Here is a 23,021-nt window from a genome sequence, read left to right on the forward strand (position 1 = left end):
CATATACGGGATAAGTCTAACCTTTTTTAGGGCAGACTCATGTAATTCTGAAAATAACACACAAAAAATAATGTCATTTTTGATTTTGAAGTTGATCATAGGTTCATGAATAATTCAGGCTCAATTCTTCATCAAAATCATAACTGATGTTGCCAAGAGGTCTCGCATCTTCGAAATAGTTGACCATATCTTCCCAGTCAACTTCTTTCTTATCTCCCTTGTCGTTATCATAGACGAACTCATCCTCATCATTGTTTTGACGCTTTTCGCCATCTTCTTCATTCACTTGATTAATGCGCTCCAGTACGGGATTATTCAGGAGCTCTTCATCAATGAATTCGCTGAGCTCTTGTGCATTGTATTGAAGAATTTCAATCGCTTGCTTAAGCTCGGGCGTCATAATCAATTTCTGAGTTTGAAGGAGATTCAAGTTAAAATTCATTTTCATAAGCAATCCCATCTCTATTCTAAAAATGATTTAAGATAATGCCACGTCGCCAAATACGATGCCGCGCTCTCGTCGCTATCCATCAAAATGGCGTCCTTTATCATTATAGCAAAAATGATACCAAAGTTAAATGACAAATAAAATGAAGGCTTGCCATTAATTGTAAAATTAAGGCTTGCCTCCATTTTCCATCCTTCAAATGACATCTTGTCATAAGAGATTATACAGTCTAACGATGTCCCTTTTCATAAGGGATTCCATCCGCTTTCGGCGCAACCGCTCTGCCAATGAATCCAGAGAGAACGAGGATAGTCGCAACATATGGCAGTGTCTGTAAAAATTCCGATGGAATATTGTTAATGCCCAGCGATGAAGCCTGAATTTGGACAGCTTCCGCAAAGCCAAAGAACAAACTCGCCAGCATTGCACCAATTGGATGCCACTTGCCGAATATCATTGCGGCAATAGCGATAAAGCCCTTGCCGGATGTCATCCCTTCGCGGAAGAGACTAACGGTCCCCAGCGACAGTGAAGCACCTGATATCCCCGCGAGAACACCTGAAATCATAACGCAGATATAGCGAATTTTGTAGACATTAATCCCAACTGTATCGGCCGCTCTAGGATGCTCCCCCACTGCTCTGACGCGCAAGCCAAATGGCGTCTTGTAAATGACGTAATAGGTAATGGCGACTGCGACAAAGGCGAGGTATACAAAAGGCGTAAGCCCTGCAAAAAGCTCACCCAGAACAGGAATTTTTTCTAAAAAAGTGAGTGGATTACCCGTAAGGGCGTGTTCAACAGCATCTGTTTGTCCAGAACGCTTCCAGACCATTTCAAGCAAGAATGCTGTAATACTCGTTGCAAACAAGTTAATGGCAACACCTGCGACGACTTGATTGCCACGCAAATGAATGGCGAGCACCGCCAAAAGCAATGCCGTCAGCGCACCTGCGATCATTGCTGCCAACACACCCAACCAAGGATTACCTGTGAATTTCGTCACCAAAATAGCAAAGAAGGCACCATTAATCATAATCCCTTCAATGGCAATATTAACGACACCTGAACGCTCAGAAAAGATTCCGCCGAGCGCTGAGAAAATCAGAGGTGTTGCCAACCTTAATGCCGAAGCCAACAATGCAATAAAGATAATCATGATGCCTTCACCTCCTCTTCCTTCTTGCCTGTTAATTTACGTTTAATCGCCGGCCAATAACTGCCAATGGCTTCGGCTGCAATAAAGATGATAATAATAGACTGAATAATACCGATAACTTCTTTTGGTATACCGGCAATTTGCATTTTCCGTTCACCATTCTTTAGGATCCCAAATAAAAATGCACTGGCTAAAATACCAATCGGATGATTTTTGCCGACGAGTGCGACGGCAATACCGTCAAAACCATACCCCGGCATCCCAGAAGCCATGTCTACTTTATATGTGAGCCCCGTAATCATAACAGCACCTGCAAGACCGGCAAGCGCACCTGAAATCACCATCGCCAGCGTTATGTTTTTTGCGATGCTGATCCCACCGTATTCAGATGCATACGGGTTAAAACCTACAGAGCGCACTTCATACCCCAGTGTCGTTTTAAAGAGAATAAACCATGTGATAATCGCCATAATAATGGCAATAAATATCCCTGTATTGACACTTGAATAACCAAAGCTCGGCATAATCTCTGTAAGCATTGTCAATCGACCTTGCTCAGGAATCATAACAGAATAAGCTTTTTTCTCCGTTCCCTGTAGAATAGAAGGATTCAGCACAGCCCTTACGACGTAGTTTGCAATATAGAGTGCTGTATAATTGAGCATGATCGTAATAATGACTTCGTTAACGCCGCGTTTCGCTTTGAGAATCCCCGGAATAAACGCCCAGATTGCACCGCCGAGCGCACCGGCTATCAATAAAACAACTGGCAGGATCGAACCCGGCAAATCTCTAAAAATCCATCCGGCACTAATGGTAAAAACAGTTCCTAAAATATACTGACCTTCAACACCGATGTTAAACAGTCCGCAGCGATAACCAAAACCTACTGCAAGCCCTGTAAAAATGAGCGGTGTTGTCTTCAGCATCGTTTCCCCAAAGCGGCTCACCGTGCCAAGGCTTCCGGAAAACAATTCAACATATGCAACGCCAGGATTGTTACCCGTCCATATGATAAAAAATGCCCCAATAATAAATGAAAACACGATGGCTAAGAGGGGGAATTTTATATTGTCAATGGCAATCTTAATCTTACTTTCTCTTTGCATTTGCATCATATCACCTCAATTCCATCTCTTATTAGGCTTTTTGAGCCTTGCCGCCGGCCATCATAATGCCCAGTTCACGCTCATTTGCGTCTTCACCATTGATGATTCCTACAATTTGACCATCGTAGATAACACCAATACGATCCGCAAGTGCCATCACTTCATCGAGTTCCAACGAAACCAATAAAATAGCCTTGCCCATGTCCCGCTGTTCAACGAGTTTTTTATGGATAAATTCGATTGCCCCGACGTCAACGCCGCGGGTTGGCTGCGATGCAATAATCAGTTCAGGGTTTCGATTCATTTCACGTGCAACAATAAATTTTTGCTGATTCCCGCCGGAAAGCGACTTGGCTGGAACCCACTCACTCGGCGTTCTAACGTCGTATTCATCAATAAGATTACGGGTATATTCATGAATATACTTATCGTTCATCAAACCCTTTTTACTAAATGGTTCATTGAGATGACTCCCGAGACACCCGTTTTCTGCTAATGAATGCTCCAGAACCAGCCCCCGTTTGTGACGATCCTCTGGGATATGCGCCAAGCCGTGCTTAAGAATTTGTTTACTGCTGGCTTTCGTCAAATCATCGCCCTTTATTGAAAAAGTGCCGCCTGATGACTTTCGAAGACCTGTCAGCACTTCAACCAACTCCGTTTGCCCGTTGCCGTCGACGCCTGCAATCGCGAAAATTTCGCCGGCTTTAACTTCAAAATCAACGCCCTTGAGTGCTTGAGCGCCTCGATTGTTTTCAGCTTGGAGATTGCGTACAGTCAGAACGTCCACTCCGGCTTCATGCTCATCTTTTTCAACTTTCAGGTTAACTTTTCGTCCAACCATCAATTCAGCCAGCTCATCAATGTTTGTCTCTTCTTTTTGAAGCGTTTCAATAACGCGGCCCCTACGAACAACCGTTACGCGGTCTGACATCGCCATAACTTCTTTTAATTTATGCGTAATGAGTATAATTGATTTATTTTGAGCGACGAGTTTTTTTAGAATTTCGCCTAGTTCAATAATTTCCTGTGGTGTCAATACCGCTGTCGGCTCATCCAAAATAAGAATTTCGGCACCGCGATAAAGCGTTTTCAATATTTCAACGCGTTGTTGCATCCCGACGCTAATATCGTGAATTTTAGCATTGGGATCAACGGCAAGGCCAAATTGCTCAGAAATTTCACGTACTTTATTGGTTGCAGTCTCCATATCGAGTTTGGTATTTTGGAAACCCGTTGTCGTCTCTGAACCGAGAATAATGTTTTCCGTCACCGTAAAGGGTTCCACTAACATAAAATGCTGATGGACCATTCCAATGCCCAGTGAGATGGCAACACTTGGATCTTTAATATTCTGAAGCTTGCCGTTGATAAAAATATCTCCCGATGTCTGCTCATAAAGACCGTAGAGAATATTCATAAGCGTCGTTTTACCAGCGCCATTTTCACCTAATAAGACGTGAATTTCGCCCTGTCTCAGTTCAAAATTGACGCTGTCGTTTGCAACAACACCTGGAAAGACTTTTGTAATGTTCTTCATTTCAACAACATTTGTCATTTAATTCCCTCCATACGGTATTAGGATTCCGTTTTTGATTTTATAGGAGATTGAGCATTTTGTCAGTATCAGCCTTGAGAAATACGAATCCTCTTCAGCACGCTCTGCAAAAATGCCAATCCACCTCTTCCCGTCTCAAAAACAAAGAGTCAGATATCATCTGACACCTGACTCTTAATCATTGTATGCAATAACTATAATGCTGGTGCCACAAAAGCATCAAATTCAGCTTCTGTCGCAGGAACGGCAAAAGTACCAGCCTTGATTGCTTCTAGGTATTTATCTGCAGCTGCTTTTAAATCATCTGTCAAATTGCCAGCTAAGTCACTGTAGCCAACGCCATCATTTTTAGCATCAAACACAATAGTACCACTTTCGAACGTACCGTCGATAACGGATTGTGCCACTTTGTAAACACCGACGTCAACGCGTTTCATCATAGAACACAATACGTTTTCAGGTGCTAAGTGAGATTGATCTTGGTCAACACCAATTGCCCAGAAACCTTCTTCTTTCGCTGCTTCAATTAGGCCTGCGCCAACACCGCCTGCCGCATGGAAGATAACGTCTGCGCCAGCTTGATGCTGAACGAGTGCGATTTCTTTACCTTTTGCTGAATCTTCAAAAGAATCTGCATAGTTTACGATTACTTCCGCGTCTGGGTTAACTGATTTAACACCAGCTTTAAAGCCGTATTCAAATTTTTCGATGAGTGGGAATTTCATACCGCCGATGAACCCAATGACATTGGTTTCTGTTTTAAGGCCGGCAATAACGCCCACGAGGAAAGAACCTTCGTTTTCTGCGAATACGATTTCAGCAACGTTGTCTTTTTCAAGACCGGATGAATCGATAATTGCAAATTTTTGATCTGGGAATTTATCTGCAACTGTTTTCATTGATTCGTCAAATAGGAAACCAACACCATAAATCAAGTTGACTTGTTCTTCAGCAAAAGAAACGAGATTTGGCATATAGTCGTCAGCGCTTTGAGATTCGAGCACTTGTCGCTCAATTCCAAAATCCTGCTCTACCTTTTCAAGACCCAACCAAGCTGAATCATTGAAAGACTGGTCGCCCAATCCGCCTGTATCAGTGATCATCCCCATAACCATCGGTTCAGCCGGTTCAGGTGTTTCAGTGGTTGCTTCAGGTGCCGTCGGCTCTTCAGTAGTCGCTTCTGGCGCTGCAGGTGCCGGTTCTTCCTTTTGTGCACAGCCTGCAAACATCATACCAACGAGCAATAATACTAACATCAATGCTACTGCTTTTTTACTCATTAATAAATCCTCCTCTTATTCATAAGAATTGTTCCCGAATGATAATACTTCTACAAAAAGATTGAAACTCCTGCTAAATATTAGAAAAAAGTTACAATTTTTTCCCCTTAAATCATAGAATTATTTTTCATCATTCGCGAGTTTTCTTCCCTACTCATTATATCCAATTTCAGCTTCAATAATCATTATATTAATGTAATAAAGTAAAGAAAGTTTTAAAAGACCCTTTACGGGTCTCCTTTGTATGATATCTATAAGGCTTAGACTAATGAACGTAAAAGTTCATCAATCCCATCCAAAGAGGCGCGATCTTTCGTGAGCTCACCTGCACGCTCACCGTTTTGGTAGAGGACAATCGTCGGAAGTCCAAGCACGCGCTGGCTTAATGCCAATTTTCGTTCCTGTGTCGTATTGATCTTGGCAAATTTCACTTTGCCGGCGTATTTGCTCTCAAGTGATTCAAAATCCGGCATCAACGCCATACAGGGCGAGCAACCTTCCCCCCAGTAATCAACAACGACAAAACCATCATAATTTTTTACTTCTGTTTCAAAATTGTCTCTTGTAATATCAATCATCTTCTTTTCCTTTCTCGAATAAGGGGATCAGTTTTCAAGTGCATCCACATATTTTTCAGCCTGTACAGCAGCAATGGCACCGTCCGCCGTAGCCGTAACAACCTGTCTCAAACTCTTTGCACGCAAATCGCCCGCCGCAAAAACACCCGGTATATTGGTCTTCATGAGTTCATCAGCAACAATATAGCCGGCCTCATCGCATGTAACGACATCCTTTATTAATTCAGAATCAGGCAAATAACCTACGAAAATAAAGAGTCCCATAAAACCATCGGCATCATCGGCTTTAATTTCTGAAATCGCTTTTGTCTTGAAGTTTTCAACGACAACACCTTGAACGAGTTCATCGCCAATAATGGATTTTACACCCGAATCGAGCACAAATGAAATTTTTTCGTTTTGTTCTGCCTTTTCGACGATGGATTTTGCCGCCCTGAATTGGTCACGTCTGTGAATAACGCTAACGTGTTTCGCAAATTTCGTCAGAAAAATCGCTTCTTCTAGCGCTGTATCCCCGCCACCGACGACAACGACTTCCAAATCGGTAAAGAAATCTGCATCACAGGTTGCACAATAAGACACGCCTCTGCCTGTTAAGTCAATTTCTTTTTCAACGCCTAATTTTCGTGGCGATGCGCCCATTGCCAAAATAACACTCTTGGATGCATACGCACCTTTGTTCGTTACAATGTGCTTCACATCGCCTGTCAACGTCATTGTCTTAACGGTTTCTTTTATCATTTCCGCACCAAAAGCCGCACACTGTTCTGCCATGCGATCTGTTAGTTCCGGACCCGTAATGCCCTCAGCTGCACCTGGATAGTTGGCAACTTCGTTGGTGCCTGTAATCTGCCCGCCAACTTTTTCCCTTTCGATAATAAGCGTTTTCATTTTAGCTCTTGCTGCATATAACCCCGCCGTCAAGCCTGCCGGCCCGGCGCCGATAATGATTACATCATAAGTCATAGGAAACCTCCTCATTGATCTGCATAGTTATACTATACACCAAAAGAAAAAAGCAAGGCAAGTCCCGCCCCGCTTTTTTAATGATTTTCAATTGATATAAAACAAACGCCATACAATGTACTCATATAATACCCGTACATCGTATTGTCATTTAATTCTTTACAGCCAGTACTGCTTCGGCAATATTTTTGGCGTGATCTGAAATCCGTTCCATATTGCTGATGATATCAAGGAATATAATGCCCGAATTCGTTTCGCAACGACCCTCATTCAAGCGTCTGATGTGCGTCTTTCTGAGATGTTTTTCCATTTCATCCACAACGCCTTCAATTTCAATGACATCCCGCGCAAGTTTTCGATTGGATTCCTTCATCGCTTCTAGTGATTTTGACATCGAATCATGGACAACGCTTACCATTTCTTCGAGCTCCATAACGGCTTTCTCCGAAAAGATGATATTGTTTTCAATTTTAAAGAGTGCCAACTCAGCAAGGTTATCCGCATGATCGCCGATGCGTTCAATGTCGTTAATCGTACTGAAAAGCCCATCAATAATCTCTCGATCAAAGTCACCAACGGATGAATTGGAGAGCTTGACGAGATAATCGCTGATATCGCGCTCTAGTTGATTTATCGACTTTTCAATCTTAAATGTTTTTTCAGCAGACTTCTGATGCCCTTCCTTGAGCGCATCTACAGCACTTTCATAGGATATTGTTGCGAGGTTGCCCATGTGAAGCACTTCTTTGATTACTTGTCCCAGTGCAATTGACGGCGTTTCTAAAATACGCTCATCCAAGTATTTAACACCGAGCATTTCTTCTTGTCTTTCATCATCTGTAATTGGAATGATCACCTGAACAATTTTAACGATAAACCCTGCAAAAGGCAGCAGCAGCAGCGTATTCGTTATGTTGAACAGCGTATGGGCATTCGCGAGCTGACGTGCAGCATCATCACTCATCGACTTGACAATATCGACGGTAAAACGGCTAAAGAAAATAATGAAGACCACGGTCCCGAGAACATTGAAGAGAAAATGCATCATTGCTGCACGTTTAGCTGTTCTGCTGGCACTCAAGGATGATAGCAGCGCAGTTACACAGGTTCCGACATTGGTTCCCAGCAGAATTGGAAAGGCCGCCTCAATTGGAAGTGATCCCGTCCCCGCCAAAGCAATGAGAATACCCGTTGTTGCACTAGAACTCTGCACAATGGCCGTAATAAGAAAGCCGACAAAAAAGCCTTCAATGGTACCCAGTATCGTACCCGAACCGATATTGACAATCATATCCGTAAAACCACTGTAGGTTTTAAGCGGCGCCATTGCATCCTTCATAATATCCATTCCCAAGAATAATATACCAAACCCAAGAATGATCTCACCAATCACAACACGTTTGCCGTTTTTCGCAAAGAGCTTAATGGCAACGCCAATGGCAATGGCAATCGGTGCTAATGCCGTCAGTTTAATGGAGACGAGCTGAGCTGTAATGGTCGTACCAATATTCGCCCCCATGATAATCCCAATCGACTGCGACAAATTCATGATCCCCGCATTGACAAAACCGACAATCATAACCGTTGTTGCTGAGGAACTCTGAATAATCATTGTCACAATGGCTCCTACAAAAACACCAACGATAACGTTCCCGGACATCTTCTCGATAATTTTTTCGAGGCGATTGCCGGCGGATTTCTCAAGCCCTTCGCTCATGACGGTCATACCGTACAAAAACAGGCCGAGACCTCCTAGCAAAGGAAATAATATTGCCAGTATTTCCTTTGATGTTATCACATCCATAAAAATCTCCTTCCACCCTAAAGCTATTCTTTTTTTTCACAAAAAAATCACTACTGTGACTTGAGTAGTGACACATTATCCTAAATTAAAATAGGCATTCTGCCTTAATGCCTCATAGAGTACGATTGCTGCTGCATTAGATAAATTTAAACTTCGAAGCCGCTCATCCACTTTCATGGGAATCTTAAAGCGACGATCTGCATATTGTTCATGAATCCAAGATGGCAGCCCAGCCGTCTCTTTTCCAAAAATGATAAAACACTCATCTTGAAAATGGCATTCATGATAATAGCGCGTCGCTTTGGTCGTTAGGAAAAACAAATTTTTGTCGCCATACTTTTCAAAAAAAGCGGCTTCGTTTTCATGTACTTCCAGATCCAGCATATCCCAATAATCCAATCCCGCTCGTTTGACGTGCTTATCGTCAATTGAAAAACCGAGCGGTTTAATCAAGTGGAGCTTCGAACCGGTAATCGCACAGCTTCTCGCAATATTCCCCGTGTTTGGCGGAATTTCAGGTTGATACAGTACGATGTTGATCGCCATGTTACACCATCCTAAACTTTCTAAACTTTAATGGCTATGTCAAACTCCACATTACCCATATTTGATACCAATGGTACACACATCGTCTCCATGCCCGCAGAAGATATTTCGATGGATGTTCCTTTAACCAGTGAAGGCGGTGTAATGTCAATTTTAATACCCTGATTAAACAAAAGTGTTGCCGAATTGCCCATAATCATATTGCCCAGTTCCGAAAGTGCACTCTTTGCCATTTCGTCAATTTCAGTGACAGGCATGCCCATCATCATTCCAGATGCAATTGCCTTTGCAACATCTAGTCCCATACTAAAGACGGCCTGTCCTTTAAATTCGCCTGTAATCCCTAAAATAATCACAATTTCACTTGTTGGAAAAGGATTTTGACGAATAAACGGTCTCCCGACAGAAAATTTCTCAGCAACAAAATTATTCAAAACTTCCGTAGAAGCTTTTATAAACGCATTGACATATTCAACCTTCATTAAGTGCCTCCCATCACATAAATTGAGCTTCTAATACAAGATAAAAAGCTACATTTATAATATACCATATTTCCCCTGCATATTTCATTTTTTTTTGAAGGACATGTTCAAACGCTTATTTTTCTGAGTAATACCAATCAATATCCGTAGATTACTAATCAATAAATGAAATTTAGCGTTCGTCATCACTTCTCATAATCGCCGAGCCTCTCATTCGCCGTTGGTTCAACGAATTAAAGGCTATAGATAAAACATTGCTAAAACAATGATACCCAAAACAATGCGATAATATGCAAAGAGCTTCATGTCGTGTTTTCGAATATAATTCATAAAAAAAGCAATGACGAAATATGCAACGACAAAGGAAACCAGTGTGCCCACACCAAGCATCTGCCACTCAGTCGGGGCAATGTCGCCTTCAAACTTTAAAAGTTTGTAAATTGAGGCGCCGCACAGCGCCGGAATAGCCAGCAGAAATGAAAATTCCGTCGAAAGTTTCCGATCAAAACCAACCCACATACCACCAATAATCGTCGATGCCGATCGCGACATGCCGGGGAATACAATGGCGAGACATTGAAAAACGCCCACGATCAATGCCTGCTTAAAAGTAATCGCTTTATCCGTTACGGTATGAACCTGCTTTTGATGCGTTTCCGATACAATCAGTAATACGGCACCGATGATTAGTGCAAAGGCAACTACAACGGGTTTAAAGAGCACTTCATCAATAATATCTTCCATTGTCAAGGCCAATAAAACAGCCGGCATAATGGCAATGGCCACTTTTAACCAAAGCAGAATATACGTTTTTAAACGCTCAGGATGTCTGAGCGGCGGTATTATTTTTTCACGAAAATAGATCATCGCTGCGACGATGGCACCACTCTGAATCACAATCGCAAAGAGATTGGCGAAATCACCGTCAAAATGCAGCCAGTTATTTGCAATAATCAAATGCCCCGTCGACGAAACGGGAATAAACTCTGTCAAGCCCTCAATAACACCGAGGATGACTGCCAGTAGAATCATATTCATAAAAAGGCTCCTAATTGATTAGTCTTCATCACTATTGGTTAATCGCCCGAACGATTGGCATTCCCATCACATATTCAATGCAATTGACTTTGCAATTATCAATCTTAAAGCGCCAGTAACCCGATAAATCGCCATAGCAAAGATAGCTCAACAGCGATTGAATGACGCCGCCGTGTGCAACAATGAGATAATTCACATGTGCTTCCTTGTCACCATCAGCAATATAGGCTTCATATGCCGCCACGACGCGATTATAAAGCGCCTGCACACTCTCACCCTGCGGCACTTCAAAAGCCTTATAATCATCAAACCACTGCTTTAAAAGCAATGGTTCCGCTTCGCCAATTTCGACAAAAGTCTTTTCTTCCCAGCTTCCAAAATTCATTTCTCTGAATTCAGGATTTATTGCCAGCGCCAACTCCGGCTGATTTTTTAAGATTGTTTCAGCTGTAATGCGTGCACGCTGTAAGTCTGATGATACGGCCTTTGCAAAACACACATCCTTTAATTTTTCAGCGACTTCTGCCGCTTGTGCTTCTCCCTTTTCAGTCAAAGCAACATCCCAATGACCAGCAAAGCGCTTCTGAGCATTGGCATGTGTTTGACCATGCCTTACTAAATAGACTCTCATCATAATAGGTCACTTTTCCTTTCGTATGCATCATTGATTTCCTTAAGCTCTACTGTCAATATAACAATATTCAAACGTCATCCATCATCTTTTGATACAAACATCAGACATTGACAGTGTCCTGACTGTTTCGAAAAGCATCTGAAGCTTCAGTCCACTGCTCACGTGCATATTTCTTGATCATTTGATTCTTGTAAGCCGAAGGATGATTGATCGCTTTGTCATACCACTGCACAGCTTCTTTATAATTGCCAAGCTGTCGATTGATTTCACCTAGCATATAGGTAATTTCCAGTTCCCGCATATCATTTTCCACATGCGATTCCTTTTCGTAGCTGCCACAGAACGCTTCCATTGACATGGTCAAATATTTGACCTCATTGGCAGAATCTTCTGCTTCACGGTAACACCATGCCAGTCTTAAATATATTTTGCCAAAAGTATAATAGGTCGCACCAAGCACTTTATAACTTGCAAGTGCAATCATGTACAGTCTTATAACCTGATCTAGGTCACGTGACTGCGAAAAATTCTGATAATGCCATCTCGACGAAATAAACTTTCGAATCTTTTCCTTGTCTGCTTCCGGCAGTTTTGATTTAAAATCGGATTCAAACTGTGCGTAGCCGCAGTATGGACAACAGATAACACCATAGTGCGTAGGATTGTCGCCTTCGTAGTATGCGTGAAAATCCTTGTCTCTGCTCTTTGGCCGAACGGCTGAAGTCCTTACTTGTTTTGATTTAAAGGTGTTATCACAAACCTGACAATCGTATACGCGATCAAAAAGCGTATCCATGCTTGCCCTCCTATTTCTTCCAACTAATATCGATAACGTCCCCATTTTTGAGTATATCTGTATACCGCGCACGCTCACCATTGAGCTTTAAAACGAGTATGCCTTTTGCTTCACTAATGTCAAAATCGATATGATTAAAAATATCTACAAATACCATCGGATTCGCCGGATTTTCAATTTGGATATCATCACCATTGACAATCACCTTTAACCCTGAGGTATTGTTGAGCTCATTGTCAACGTCATTGGCTGTCATCATCGCACCTTCATCTAATGAACGCTCATAAGGTGCTGCCTCTGTAGGAAACATTTTGCCATCTGCCGCCGCTCCTTCCTGCTTCGCTTCTAGAGGCCTAACGACTGTACGATCTTCATGAATGCGCTTAAACGTCTCTGTATCTTCAATAGACAAAGGCGTTTCACTTGTGGCTGTTTCATCAATGATCATTGGATCCGCTTCCTCTTCAACATAGCCAGACGGCATTATTTCATAATCGACTTGATCACCATGATGCAAGTTCGCATGCGGTGTTACGCGCTCGCCGTTTATACTGAAAACGACTTCTCTCAAATCGAGTTCCATGAGCAGCCCCAATGTTTTTATATCGGGAATACCCTTGACCGCAACATCGTCGCCCGGCTGAATCTCATATGATTCAATACGGTTGACACCGTTGACATTCACAAAATCGACGAGTTTAATCGTCTGTCCTCTAAAGTAAATTTGTGCGTTATAATTAATGAGATCGCCAAGCGTTTTATTGCTTAAACCACCCTTTTGTGCCGGCTCAATCGTTATCTGATCTTTATGACTTATTTTCGCATCCAAACTGGAGACCATGCCATTGACAAATATCTTTGCAGGTTCGCCGAATTCGCCGCGAAGCGTTTTTGCTTTGCCATTCAATGTCATTTCCATATTGTCCCCGCGTTCCGCCAGCAAACTGCGCGCACTGATCCCCGCAATAATAAGGGCATCCGAAACGCGAAGGGTTTTTGAATGAAACAATCTCAAAATATTATCATTGACACTCACCTGAATAAAATCCTGCTCTCGTTCAGAAAACGCGGTCACACCAATGCCTATCGGTGTGATAAATTCAGGCCCAATTAGCGGTTCCTTCATAAAAGTCACCTGCTCCAACTGCTCTACCGATTTTATGGCTACACGCTCTTTCGGCAGTCCAAGCGCTTCAGCCATCGCATATGTAAACCCAGGTATTTGCGAGCCGCCACCAATGCAAAAAACAGCACTTGGCGCCTTTTTGTTAAGCTGAACGATATTTGCAGCTACATGCCCTGCTATATCTTCGACGAGCGGTTCAATAACGGTCATCACTTCCGCCGTTGAGATTTCATGATTCATGCCCATTATATCTGTAAACGAATGATGATCCTGCTTATTCAAGTTAATCTTCAGCAGTTCGGCACCACTGAAATCTAATAAATAATGCTGTGCCAGACGTTCTGTAATCTCGTCGCCTGCAATAGCGACCATACCGTACGTCTCCACGGTACCATCTCTTGAAATCGCAATGTCCGACGTCCCTGCACCAACATCCACAAGCGCCAGATTCAGCAAACGCAACTTCTGTGGTATCGTGACATTCATTGCCGCAATTGGCTCCAACGTTAAATTAAGTACTTCCAGTCCCGCACGTTGTAGGACCGAATAGAGACTGTCAACGACAATATGCGGTAGGAATGTTGCAATAATAGCAACTTTGAGCTTCGAACCCTTGTGGCCTATAGGATTGAGAATCATGCTTTGATCCAAAAAATAATGGATCACCGAATAACCGACACAGTAGTACTCCGCGTGCAGGTTTTCAGCTGTCATCAGTTGTTTCTGAGCCGCTTGAACTGCCTCCATCTCCAGCGTATCCGTGAGGTTTTTCGTAATTTCCTTTGTAAAGTCAACATCTCTTTCCACGGTTGCCTTCTCAGTTTTCAACGCGCGGCCAGCTGCTGCAATAGCCGCCTTTTCAAGCTTAAAGCCATTGCGCTGCTCAAGGCTTTCCACGACGCTGCCGACAACTTCTGTCACTTTTTCAATATCGTGAATCTGTCCGTCGAACATGGCACGGTCGGGATGCGGCATGACTTCGTAATCCATCACTTCATACTGCTTACCATTTAATCGCGCAACGGTACCGACCACATTGCGCGTTCCGATATCAAGCGCAAAAAGCAAATCTTTTGGAATTGGCATCAATTTTTTATCACTCATCTTTACGACCTCGAACATTCTTTTTAGGAATCTTTGGTGTCAGCGATTTATAATATTCACACCAAGGTGCTATTGTACAGGTATCACAAGCCGGTTTTCGAGCCTTGCAGACACGCCTCCCGTGGAATATAATCATGTGATGGGTTTTTGACCACTTGCTTTTCGGCAAATTAGCCATTAATTGTTCTTCTGTTTTCTCGACAGTGCCCGCCTCGGCAAGTCCAATGCGGTTAGAGACGCGGAACACGTGGGTATCAACGGCTATTGCCGGAATGCCAAAAGCGTTGCTCACCACGACGTTTGCCGTTTTCTTGCCTACGCCCGGCAGCGTCATGAGCGTCTCAATGTCTCTAGGAATTTGGCTGTTGTGTACTTCTACCAGCGCTTTTGCTGCTTCGTGCAGATTTTTCGCCTTTGATTTATAGAGACCGCACGGCTTGATAACGGTTTCAAGCTTCGACACTGGCATCATCATTAAATCTGCCGGCGTTGGTATCACCGGAAAGAGCTCTTTTGTCACCAGATTAACCCTCACATCCGTGCACTGTGCCGAAAGCACTGTTGCAACCAATAGCTGAAAAGGATCTTGAAAATCCAGTTCTGCCTTTGCATCCGGATAAAGTGCTTCCAGTGCCGCCAATACTTTTTGAATTTTATATTTACTGAGCATCGCAGCCTCTTTATCATACCCATAGCATCATTAGATGCCATCCTTTATTTTGCATTTCCTAAACATTTTACAACAAAAATACGCCTTAAGACCTATTCGCAATTCAAGCTATATTATAACATAAAATCCTCCGCTTTTTGATGAAGAACGTAAAAAAGGGGCTGTCTAAAAGCAGCACCCCTTACTACAGTAATGTTGAATTTCAGCTTTGAATCTTCATTATATTACTTCCGTACTAAATGTTCAAAATGAAGCAGACGGGATAATGTAAATAAAATAAAAGTATAGATCGGAATAATCGCAATCGCAGCGACGATGCGTCCGGGGAAAAATGCAAGTACGCCCTTGCCGTACATCATACTCAGCCACTTTGTATTTAAGCCTAGGCTAATGACGAGATAATCAAGCGTCACGGCAAATGCAATTTTATCATAACCATACACTGCCTGCTGAAGTTTAAGCTTCTTCGGCTGTACCGCTGGAATCAGCATAAAAATAATCGACATGACAAAGGCAATGCTGATCACGAAAAGTGCCATAGGTTCTGAGTAAACGGGCTTGCCGTTTTCGAATGTAATAACCCCATAGACGACCATGATGCCAATGACAATTAGCAAAAACATTAATATAACGATCGCATTGGCAATATTGTAATTTAATTTTCGCTTATGAATTTTAAAGGTTTGAAACAATAAACCTGCCAGAATGCCGTTCATGGCCGCGCTCAATGTAAAGCCAGGGAAAAACGAACCACCCATTGGGTTTAACATAACGCCGATTAAATCGGCGACAACACCGGTAAGACCACCAACAATCGGTCCAAACAGAAGTCCTGCAATCATAATCGGCAGACTTCCAAATCCCAGTCTCAATGCGGGTATACCACCCAACGGGATCATAATTGAAAAGACTCTAGTGAGAACAATGCTAATCGCTGCAAGCAACCCCGCCTTAACCAGCGTATCCGTTGCAATCTTAAATTTTCCGTTACGGTTCATAACGATGATACTCTCCTTCCAATAGAAAAATACCAACTATTACATTACCAATGAGAGATCATCATAATGCAACAGCGGACGCAGTAAAATACCGCAGACACTTCGTCTTTCGTTTAGGGACAACTTCCCATTCCCTAACACTTAACGCATTTTACCTACTCTGTTACTGTAGTATTATCATTGTACAGCATTTTTTATAAAAAGCAACGCACATGACAGACTTTACGAATTCTTTACAAGTTTATCAAATGTTTTAACCACTTCTGCAAATCGGTTTAGCGCTTCCTGAACAGGCACTTCTGTCTCCATATCGGCTCCGGCACGTCTTAAAATCGGAATCGGCGAATCCGAAGCACCGCTCTTTAAGAAATCAAGATATGCGTTTACCGCTGTTTCGCCATCATTCAAGATACGATCTGATAAGGCAATTGCTGCGGAAAATCCCGTCGCATATTGATACACATAAAAATCGTAGTAAAAATGTGGAATTCTCGCCCACTCGTATTGAATCGCTTCATCAATAACCACATCCGGACCAAAATACTTGCGATTCAGTTCTAAATAATGGCTGCATAGGTATTCCGCTGTCAACGCACCACCGGCCTCAACCGTCGCATGAATATCGCGTTCAAATTCTGCAAACATCGTCTGCCTAAAAATAGTACCGCGAAACTGCTCTAAATAGTGATTGACAATATATTTCTTTCGGCCTTCATTGTCAATCGTCTTCATTAAATAATCATTTAAAAGCGCTTCATTCGTCGTCGATGCCACTTCTGCCAAGAAGATACTGTAATGCCCGTAGACAAAAGGCTGTGTTTGATGCGTCAAATACGAATGCATCGAATGTCCCATTTCATGAATCAGCGTAAACATCGAATCGAGGTTGTCTTTATGATTAAGGAGAATGTAAGGTCTAGAATCATAAGTCCCCCATGAATATGCGCCACTGCGTTTCCCTTCATTTTCATAGACGTCAATCCACCGCGTCTGGTATGCATTTTCAACGACTTCACCATATGCTTCACCCAACGGTTTTAATGCGCCAAGCGTCATTTTTTGCGCTTCTTCATAAGTCACTTTAAAATCAACACTTTCAACTATCGGGTTGTAAATATCATAAAGATGCAAGGCATCATACCCAAGCACTTCCTTGCGAAGTTTCATGTAATCGTAAAAGCTGTCCAACTTGCCGTGTACCGCTTCAATCAGTGCATCGGGAACCGTTACCGGAATATGATTATCAAAGAGCGCCGCTTCGCGCGCACTTTTAAACCCCCTCGCCTTTGCATAAAAAATATTTTTCTTCACTTCTGTCTGTAAAAGTGCTGCAAACGTGTTGATATGCGCCTCATAGTTGGCATAGTACTTCGTAAAGGCATCTTTGCGGAGTTCGCGATCCTCATTCATCATCAGAGGAATATAGCTGCCGTTTGTAATCGGATGCGCATTCCCCTCACTGTCCACGGCATCTTCATAGGTCATGTCAGCATTAAGCAGCATGCCGTAAGCATTGCTGGCGCCTGAAGCCATTTCTTCCGTCTGTGCCAGCAGATGTTCAATTTCCTCAGAACGTATATGAGGCTTGCTTCTAAAAAGCGATTCAAAATAAAAGCGATAGGCGGCGAGCGGTGGATAACGATCCATAAATGACTCAATTTTTACAAAATCGCCCGCCATGAGTTCCGGTGCGTAAAAGGCTGTCATTTCACCATATTCAGAACCTAACGCCTCAACACGCGATGTCAAAGATTGATAGGTTGCATTTTTAGTATCTTCATCATGTTTCAAACGCGCATACGTGATGACATTGGAAAGCATACGCTCAGCACGTTCTTTTGCTTGAATAGCCTCGTAAAGCGTCTCGGGGGCTTCGTAAAGACGCCCGCTGTATGCCTTAAAGTTCTTTGCCAGCACTTTTACTTCCGCAAATGCCGCTTCCCATGTTTCTAAGTCACGATAGAGATCTGATAAATCCCATGTATCTTCCATTCGCTGTTCCGCTCGTTTCATCAATAACCTCCTCGTCTAGTTAATGTATGGATTCGCTTCTTCCTCGTAAGCATCAATAATGTTTTCCAAATCAGTCGGTATATAAATAAGTCGCAAACCACAATCAAAGTGAATGCCATTTTCACGACACCATACAATACGCCCAATGACGACAAAACTCGTATCGTTAATAATCAAATCAATGCTCAGCGTTGTCCCTGCTGCAAACTTTGTCGCACTCTGTATCCCCAAACCACCTGTGGATATGTCTTTTAAGGAGATGATATTGGGGCGATTGATCTCAACCATTCGATTGTCACCCTGAAAGCTGTACGATTCTATTTCGCCAAGGTTTCTAACGCGTTTGGCCTGTCTTCTTTCCATCATAGCCTCCTTTATCACTATGCTTCCATTATACTTTTTTTCCCCTTTTATGCCTACCCAAACAAGCGAAAAGTCACAAATGTCCTGAGTAAAAAGTTTGACAAAGCCTTCACACGGTTTAAACATTGCAAAAGCCAGTGAATCAACAGCGGCGATTAGCGCTGATTCACTGGCTTTACTTCTGTTTTTTATCTTTATTAATCACTTAAAACAATGCAGCCATATCGCTCGAATCCATAAAGGATCCGCATTCACAGCTGTTTTCACCAAGCAATCAATAGGAAACTGCCTGTTGCGATTATTACTTAGGTTTATAGGAACTCTTGAGTGACACAATGCGATTCAATACCAACGCTTCATCAGAAGACAATTTTGTATCTGCAATAAAATAGCCATGACGAAGTATTTGAACGCGCTCACCTGGTGTCATTTCTTTAAAACTCGGTTCAAGCATACAGCTTGTCAGTGTTTGAATGGATTCATCGTTATAAACAAGCGGTGTATTTTCGTCTCCTTCCACTTCACGCTTAACCAAGTTTTCATAAAGTCTAACCGTCGCCGGTATCGCGTGAGAAGCTGAAACCCAATGGATGGTGCCTCTAACTTTACGCGCTGTAAAACCCGTACCGCTCTTCGTTTCCGGATCATACGTCCCGATGATTTCAGTGATCTTCCCATCAGCATCTTTAATAATTTCCGTACAGGTTACAAAATACGCTTTTCGAAGACGGACCTCATTGCCAACATAGAAACGGTGATATTTCTTCGGCGGATTTTCCATGACGTCATCCCGTTCGATATAGAGCGTTCTGCTAAATGGAATCTTGCGCTCGCCCATGTCTGGATTATCAGGGTTGTCTTCATCGTCGAGCCACTCGACTTCGCCTTCAGGATAATTAGCGATGGTTAATTTTATCGGATCGAGCACGCCCATTTTTCGCTTGACACTCTCTTTTAAATCATCGCGAATACAATGCTCCAAAAGTGCGCGATCCACAATGGAATTACTCTTGGCAACGCCTATTCGCTCTGCAAAATCCCTGATGGCATTCGGCGTCATACCGCGTCTGCGCATACCTGAAATCGTATCGAGCCTTGGATCATCCCAGCCTTCAACTGTGCCATCGTCTACGAGTTTCTTCAAATAGCGTTTGCCGAGAACGGAATCTGCAATATAGAGCTTTGCAAATTCAATTTGTTGAGGTCTTTCAACTTTATAATCGTCTAAATGTTCGAGCACCCAATCATAAAGCGGACGATGATCCTCAAATTCCAGTGAGCAAAGTGAATGCGTCACACCCTCTAGAGCATCTTCAATCGGATGCGCAAAATCGTACATTGGATAAATGCACCATTCATCGCCAGTATTGTGATGCGTCGCACGGGCAATCCTATAAATGACGGGATCACGCATATTGATATTCGGACTGTTCATATCAATCTTAGCTCTTAAAACCCTCGCACCGTCTTCAAATACGCCATCATGCATTTGCTCGAACAGCGTTACATTTTCTTCAATTGAGCGATCTCTATACGGCGACGGCGTACCAGTTTCCGTCAACGTGCCGCGTGTTTCACGAATTTCTTCAGCGGTTTGATCGTCTACAAATGCAAGCCCTTTTTTCACCAATTCCATTGCATAACGATACATATCACCAAAATAATCGGATGCGTAGTAGAGGCCATCCCACTCACAGCCTAACCACTTGATATCTGCTTTAATCGATTCAACATATTCAACATCTTCCTTAACCGGATTTGTATCGTCAAAGCGCAAGTTGAAGCGACCACCGTATTTTTTTGCCGTTAAATAATTTATCAAGATCGCCTTGGCGTGTCCAACGTGCAAATAGCCATTGGGCTCCGGCGGAAAGCGCGTACAGATCGACTTGACTTTCCCCGTTTCCAAGTCTGAATCAATAATATTGTGTATAAAGTTTGATGCCATTACCGTTTCATCTTTTATCATCCGTTTGCCTCCAATATTTCTTAGTACTATTATACTGAATTATTCTCATTTTCATAGGCCAAAGCCCTTAAAAGTTAACCTTGGGACAAAATTTCTTTAATTCCCGCTACTGCATAATGCAATTCTTCCACCGTGTTGAGAAATGATGTGCTAAATCTGACTGTTCCCGATGGGTACGTGTTGTAGACTTGATGAGCAAGCGGTGAACAATGCAGTCCCACACGTGTACTAATCCCAAATTGTTTGCTGAGTTCATAGGCAACCAATGCATTATCAATTGTCAGAAACTGCATCGAAAGTACGCCAACGCGTTTTGAATAATCCGGATTGCCAATCAGACGTACACGCGAATCTTGCTGAAAAGCTTCCTGAAGAATACGAATCAGCTGCTGTTCATGCTCTAAGACACGATCGAGACCAATTTTCTGAATCGTATTAATCCCGGCATGAAGTCCTACGATCCCCAAGGAATTAAGCGTCCCGCTTTCATATCTGTCCGGCATCGTATCCGGCTGACTCAGCTGCTCTGAATAACTGCCGGTACCGCCATAGATGAGCGGCTTAATCTGCGAAACCAGTTCCGGTCGGATGAGAAGACCGCCAATCCCCTGTGGTCCCATAAGCCCCTTATGACCTGTAAAGGCCAGTAAATCAATATGTTGTGCCTGCATATCTATTGGCAGAACACCCGCCGTCTGCGCACTGTCTACCATAAAAACGATGTCATTGTCATATGCAAATTTGCCAATGTCTTCAATCGGCATGACATCACCTGTGACATTGGACGCGTGTGTGCTAATGATTAATTTCGTATTCGGCCTTACGGCCTGTTCCAGCGCCGCCAGATCAACAACCCCAAGCGAACTGACCGGCAACGCCGTATAAGTAACACCGATGCGTTCTTTAAGTGCTTCCAGCGGCCTGATGACACCATTGTGCTCAACGCCGGTAACAATAACATGATCCTTCGCTTTTAAAAAACCAAAAATAACAATATTCAACGCTTCTGTAATATGTTTTGTAAAGACAATATGATCCAAATCAGGAAAATTAAAAAGAGTCGAAAGCGCTTCCCGCGTTTCGTAAACAAGGCGTTCCAGCTGCCTTGTACCTGATCCGCTGCTGCGGCTGACATTGCCATAACCATCCCTGAACCACTGTGTTACTGCATGTTCCACTGCAAGAGGCTTTGGAAATGACGTGGCACTGTTGTCTAAATATACTTTCATGCGCTACTCCTTATGCGATGTCGATAAACCTCAATTAACATAACAACAAACCCTATAGCCGTAATGACGTAAACGGTACTGAAACGCCATAAGAATACCACTAATGCGAGATCGTCCGGCTGAACGACCTTGGAAAATATGTAGGCAAAACTGCCTTCGGCAAATCCCGAAGCCCCAGGCGTAAAACCAAAATACATGACAAAATGTGCCATCATTTGGTACGCCGCCGTCTGATAAGGTGCTATCTGATAGCCTAGGAACCCAACGATCACCACCGAAAATAAAAAAACGAATACAAAGTGAACGGAAGTCGTCAAAAGTGCACCAGTTATATTGCGCATACCCGATTTTAAGAAAATGCGCATACCATCCAGAAAAACACTCGCTTCATCTGCCAGATGCAGTAATTTTTCAGCCTTGCGCCGTTTCACCGCAAAATGCTTAAATTTGCCGATCAACCACTGATGATGAAAACTCACAACAATAATAATCGTCGTCCAAAGTGCATACCCCAACGTTATCCAAGGTAGATAATGCGATATTTTTTGAAAGGCATCACCTAATATATCGGCATTATAATAAAAAACAATTGGCAAAACTGAAAAAAAGAAAGTTGACGCCAATACAGCACGCACGGATGTCGCCGCAGTCGCACGGCCGATTGAAACACCTTGTTTATTTAAAAGATATATTTGCGCAATACTTCCCCCTGCCAAAAATGGTGTAATATTGCTGACACTCGTGCCGATAACGACGAGTTTTACAATTTCAGAATACGGGAGGTGAATATCCATAATACCCAATATCCAATAAAACCGCAGTGCATCAAGCAAGACATAAACAACCACCATACCGCATAGTGCCGAAATAAGCGGCATCGAAAGACGAGAAAAGTCTACTTCCAAGTTAAAAAAGTGCTGTACAGCCCACAAAGATGCCGACGAAAGTATAATAAAAACCACAATATAATAAATGTATTTTCTAATTTTAAATGTCACAGCCATTCGCTCCTCTAATTGTCATATTACATTATAGCATACTCGTCGAACCTGTCGTATCATCACATCATTTTATTTATTTTACAGCCGTTATCACATCGCTGTACACTTGTCTATTTAATCGCCACAACTGGATGTATTGAACTTTTATGG

At 42.8% G+C, this 23,021-nt stretch carries 21 protein-coding genes and 1 riboswitch; all 21 genes read right to left on the reverse strand.

Features of this window, described 5'->3' with window-relative positions:
- Positions 1-103 precede the first annotated feature (103 nt).
- On the reverse strand, positions 104-448 hold the full coding sequence (locus tag KHM83_RS06870; RefSeq protein ID WP_213236257.1) for an RNA polymerase factor sigma-54: 345 nt from the start codon (positions 446-448) through the stop codon (positions 104-106).
- A gap of 229 nt (positions 449-677) precedes the next feature.
- Entirely contained in the window at positions 678-1,607 is a 930-nt protein-coding gene (locus KHM83_RS06875) for an ABC transporter permease (protein WP_213236258.1), read from the reverse strand.
- Entirely contained in the window at positions 1,604-2,725 is a 1,122-nt protein-coding gene (locus tag KHM83_RS06880) for an ABC transporter permease (RefSeq protein ID WP_213236259.1), read from the reverse strand. Before KHM83_RS06880 ends, KHM83_RS06875 begins: the two co-directional genes overlap by 4 nt.
- A 22-nt stretch (positions 2,726-2,747) precedes the next feature.
- The gene (locus KHM83_RS06885) at positions 2,748-4,274 is read right to left on the reverse strand and encodes an ABC transporter ATP-binding protein (protein WP_213236260.1); all 1,527 of its coding nucleotides are present in this window, start codon (positions 4,272-4,274) and stop codon (positions 2,748-2,750) included.
- A gap of 194 nt (positions 4,275-4,468) precedes the next feature.
- The gene (locus KHM83_RS06890) at positions 4,469-5,554 is read right to left on the reverse strand and encodes a BMP family lipoprotein (RefSeq protein WP_213236261.1); all 1,086 of its coding nucleotides are present in this window, start codon (positions 5,552-5,554) and stop codon (positions 4,469-4,471) included.
- Positions 5,555-5,814: 260 nt separating this feature from the next.
- Entirely contained in the window at positions 5,815-6,132 is a 318-nt protein-coding gene (gene trxA / locus KHM83_RS06895; protein WP_213236262.1) for a thioredoxin TrxA, read from the reverse strand.
- 27 nt (positions 6,133-6,159) lie between these two features.
- A complete protein-coding gene (trxB, locus tag KHM83_RS06900) occupies positions 6,160-7,098 on the reverse strand; it encodes a thioredoxin-disulfide reductase (RefSeq protein WP_213236263.1) in 939 nt (312 codons plus the stop codon).
- Between the two features lie 151 nt (positions 7,099-7,249).
- Complete coding sequence (locus KHM83_RS06905; RefSeq protein WP_246542933.1) at positions 7,250-8,902, reverse strand: Na/Pi cotransporter family protein; 1,653 nt, start codon at positions 8,900-8,902, stop codon at positions 7,250-7,252.
- 75 nt (positions 8,903-8,977) lie between these two features.
- Entirely contained in the window at positions 8,978-9,448 is a 471-nt protein-coding gene (gene trmL, locus KHM83_RS06910) for a tRNA (uridine(34)/cytosine(34)/5-carboxymethylaminomethyluridine(34)-2'-O)-methyltransferase TrmL (protein WP_213236264.1), read from the reverse strand.
- 20 nt (positions 9,449-9,468) lie between these two features.
- Complete coding sequence (locus KHM83_RS06915) at positions 9,469-9,930, reverse strand: chemotaxis protein CheX (RefSeq protein WP_213236265.1); 462 nt, start codon at positions 9,928-9,930, stop codon at positions 9,469-9,471.
- A 240-nt stretch (positions 9,931-10,170) separates the two neighbouring features.
- Positions 10,171-10,968, reverse strand: coding sequence for an undecaprenyl-diphosphate phosphatase (locus KHM83_RS06920; RefSeq protein ID WP_246542935.1), 798 nt, complete (start codon positions 10,966-10,968; stop codon positions 10,171-10,173).
- A gap of 31 nt (positions 10,969-10,999) precedes the next feature.
- Complete coding sequence (gene cobC / locus KHM83_RS06925) at positions 11,000-11,602, reverse strand: alpha-ribazole phosphatase (protein ID WP_213236266.1); 603 nt, start codon at positions 11,600-11,602, stop codon at positions 11,000-11,002.
- Positions 11,603-11,702: 100 nt separating this feature from the next.
- Complete coding sequence (locus tag KHM83_RS06930; RefSeq protein WP_213236267.1) at positions 11,703-12,398, reverse strand: DUF2225 domain-containing protein; 696 nt, start codon at positions 12,396-12,398, stop codon at positions 11,703-11,705.
- 10 nt (positions 12,399-12,408) lie between these two features.
- Entirely contained in the window at positions 12,409-14,628 is a 2,220-nt protein-coding gene (locus KHM83_RS06935; protein ID WP_213236268.1) for a cell division protein FtsA, read from the reverse strand.
- The gene (nth, locus tag KHM83_RS06940; protein WP_213236269.1) at positions 14,621-15,298 is read right to left on the reverse strand and encodes an endonuclease III; all 678 of its coding nucleotides are present in this window, start codon (positions 15,296-15,298) and stop codon (positions 14,621-14,623) included. Before nth ends, KHM83_RS06935 begins: the two co-directional genes overlap by 8 nt.
- A 224-nt stretch (positions 15,299-15,522) precedes the next feature.
- Complete coding sequence (locus KHM83_RS06945; protein WP_213236270.1) at positions 15,523-16,296, reverse strand: folate family ECF transporter S component; 774 nt, start codon at positions 16,294-16,296, stop codon at positions 15,523-15,525.
- 70 nt (positions 16,297-16,366) lie between these two features.
- A riboswitch (THF riboswitch) is annotated at positions 16,367-16,461 on the reverse strand.
- 57 nt (positions 16,462-16,518) lie between these two features.
- Entirely contained in the window at positions 16,519-18,309 is a 1,791-nt protein-coding gene (gene pepF, locus KHM83_RS06950) for an oligoendopeptidase F (RefSeq protein ID WP_213236271.1), read from the reverse strand.
- A 15-nt stretch (positions 18,310-18,324) separates the two neighbouring features.
- Complete coding sequence (locus KHM83_RS06955; protein ID WP_213236272.1) at positions 18,325-18,672, reverse strand: PilZ domain-containing protein; 348 nt, start codon at positions 18,670-18,672, stop codon at positions 18,325-18,327.
- Between the two features lie 301 nt (positions 18,673-18,973).
- Positions 18,974-20,641, reverse strand: coding sequence for a glutamine--tRNA ligase/YqeY domain fusion protein (locus tag KHM83_RS06960; RefSeq protein WP_213236273.1), 1,668 nt, complete (start codon positions 20,639-20,641; stop codon positions 18,974-18,976).
- Positions 20,642-20,715: 74 nt separating this feature from the next.
- The gene (locus tag KHM83_RS06965; protein WP_213236274.1) at positions 20,716-21,870 is read right to left on the reverse strand and encodes an aminotransferase class V-fold PLP-dependent enzyme; all 1,155 of its coding nucleotides are present in this window, start codon (positions 21,868-21,870) and stop codon (positions 20,716-20,718) included.
- Positions 21,867-22,868, reverse strand: a complete 1,002-nt coding sequence (locus tag KHM83_RS06970) for a lysylphosphatidylglycerol synthase transmembrane domain-containing protein (protein WP_213236275.1) — start codon at positions 22,866-22,868, stop codon at positions 21,867-21,869. Before KHM83_RS06970 ends, KHM83_RS06965 begins: the two co-directional genes overlap by 4 nt.
- Between the last annotated feature and the right edge of the window lie 153 nt (positions 22,869-23,021).

Origin of the sequence: Fusibacter paucivorans, assembly GCF_018390735.1 — a bacterium.
In the GTDB taxonomy this organism is placed as follows: domain Bacteria; phylum Bacillota; class Clostridia; order Peptostreptococcales; family Acidaminobacteraceae; genus Fusibacter; species Fusibacter paucivorans.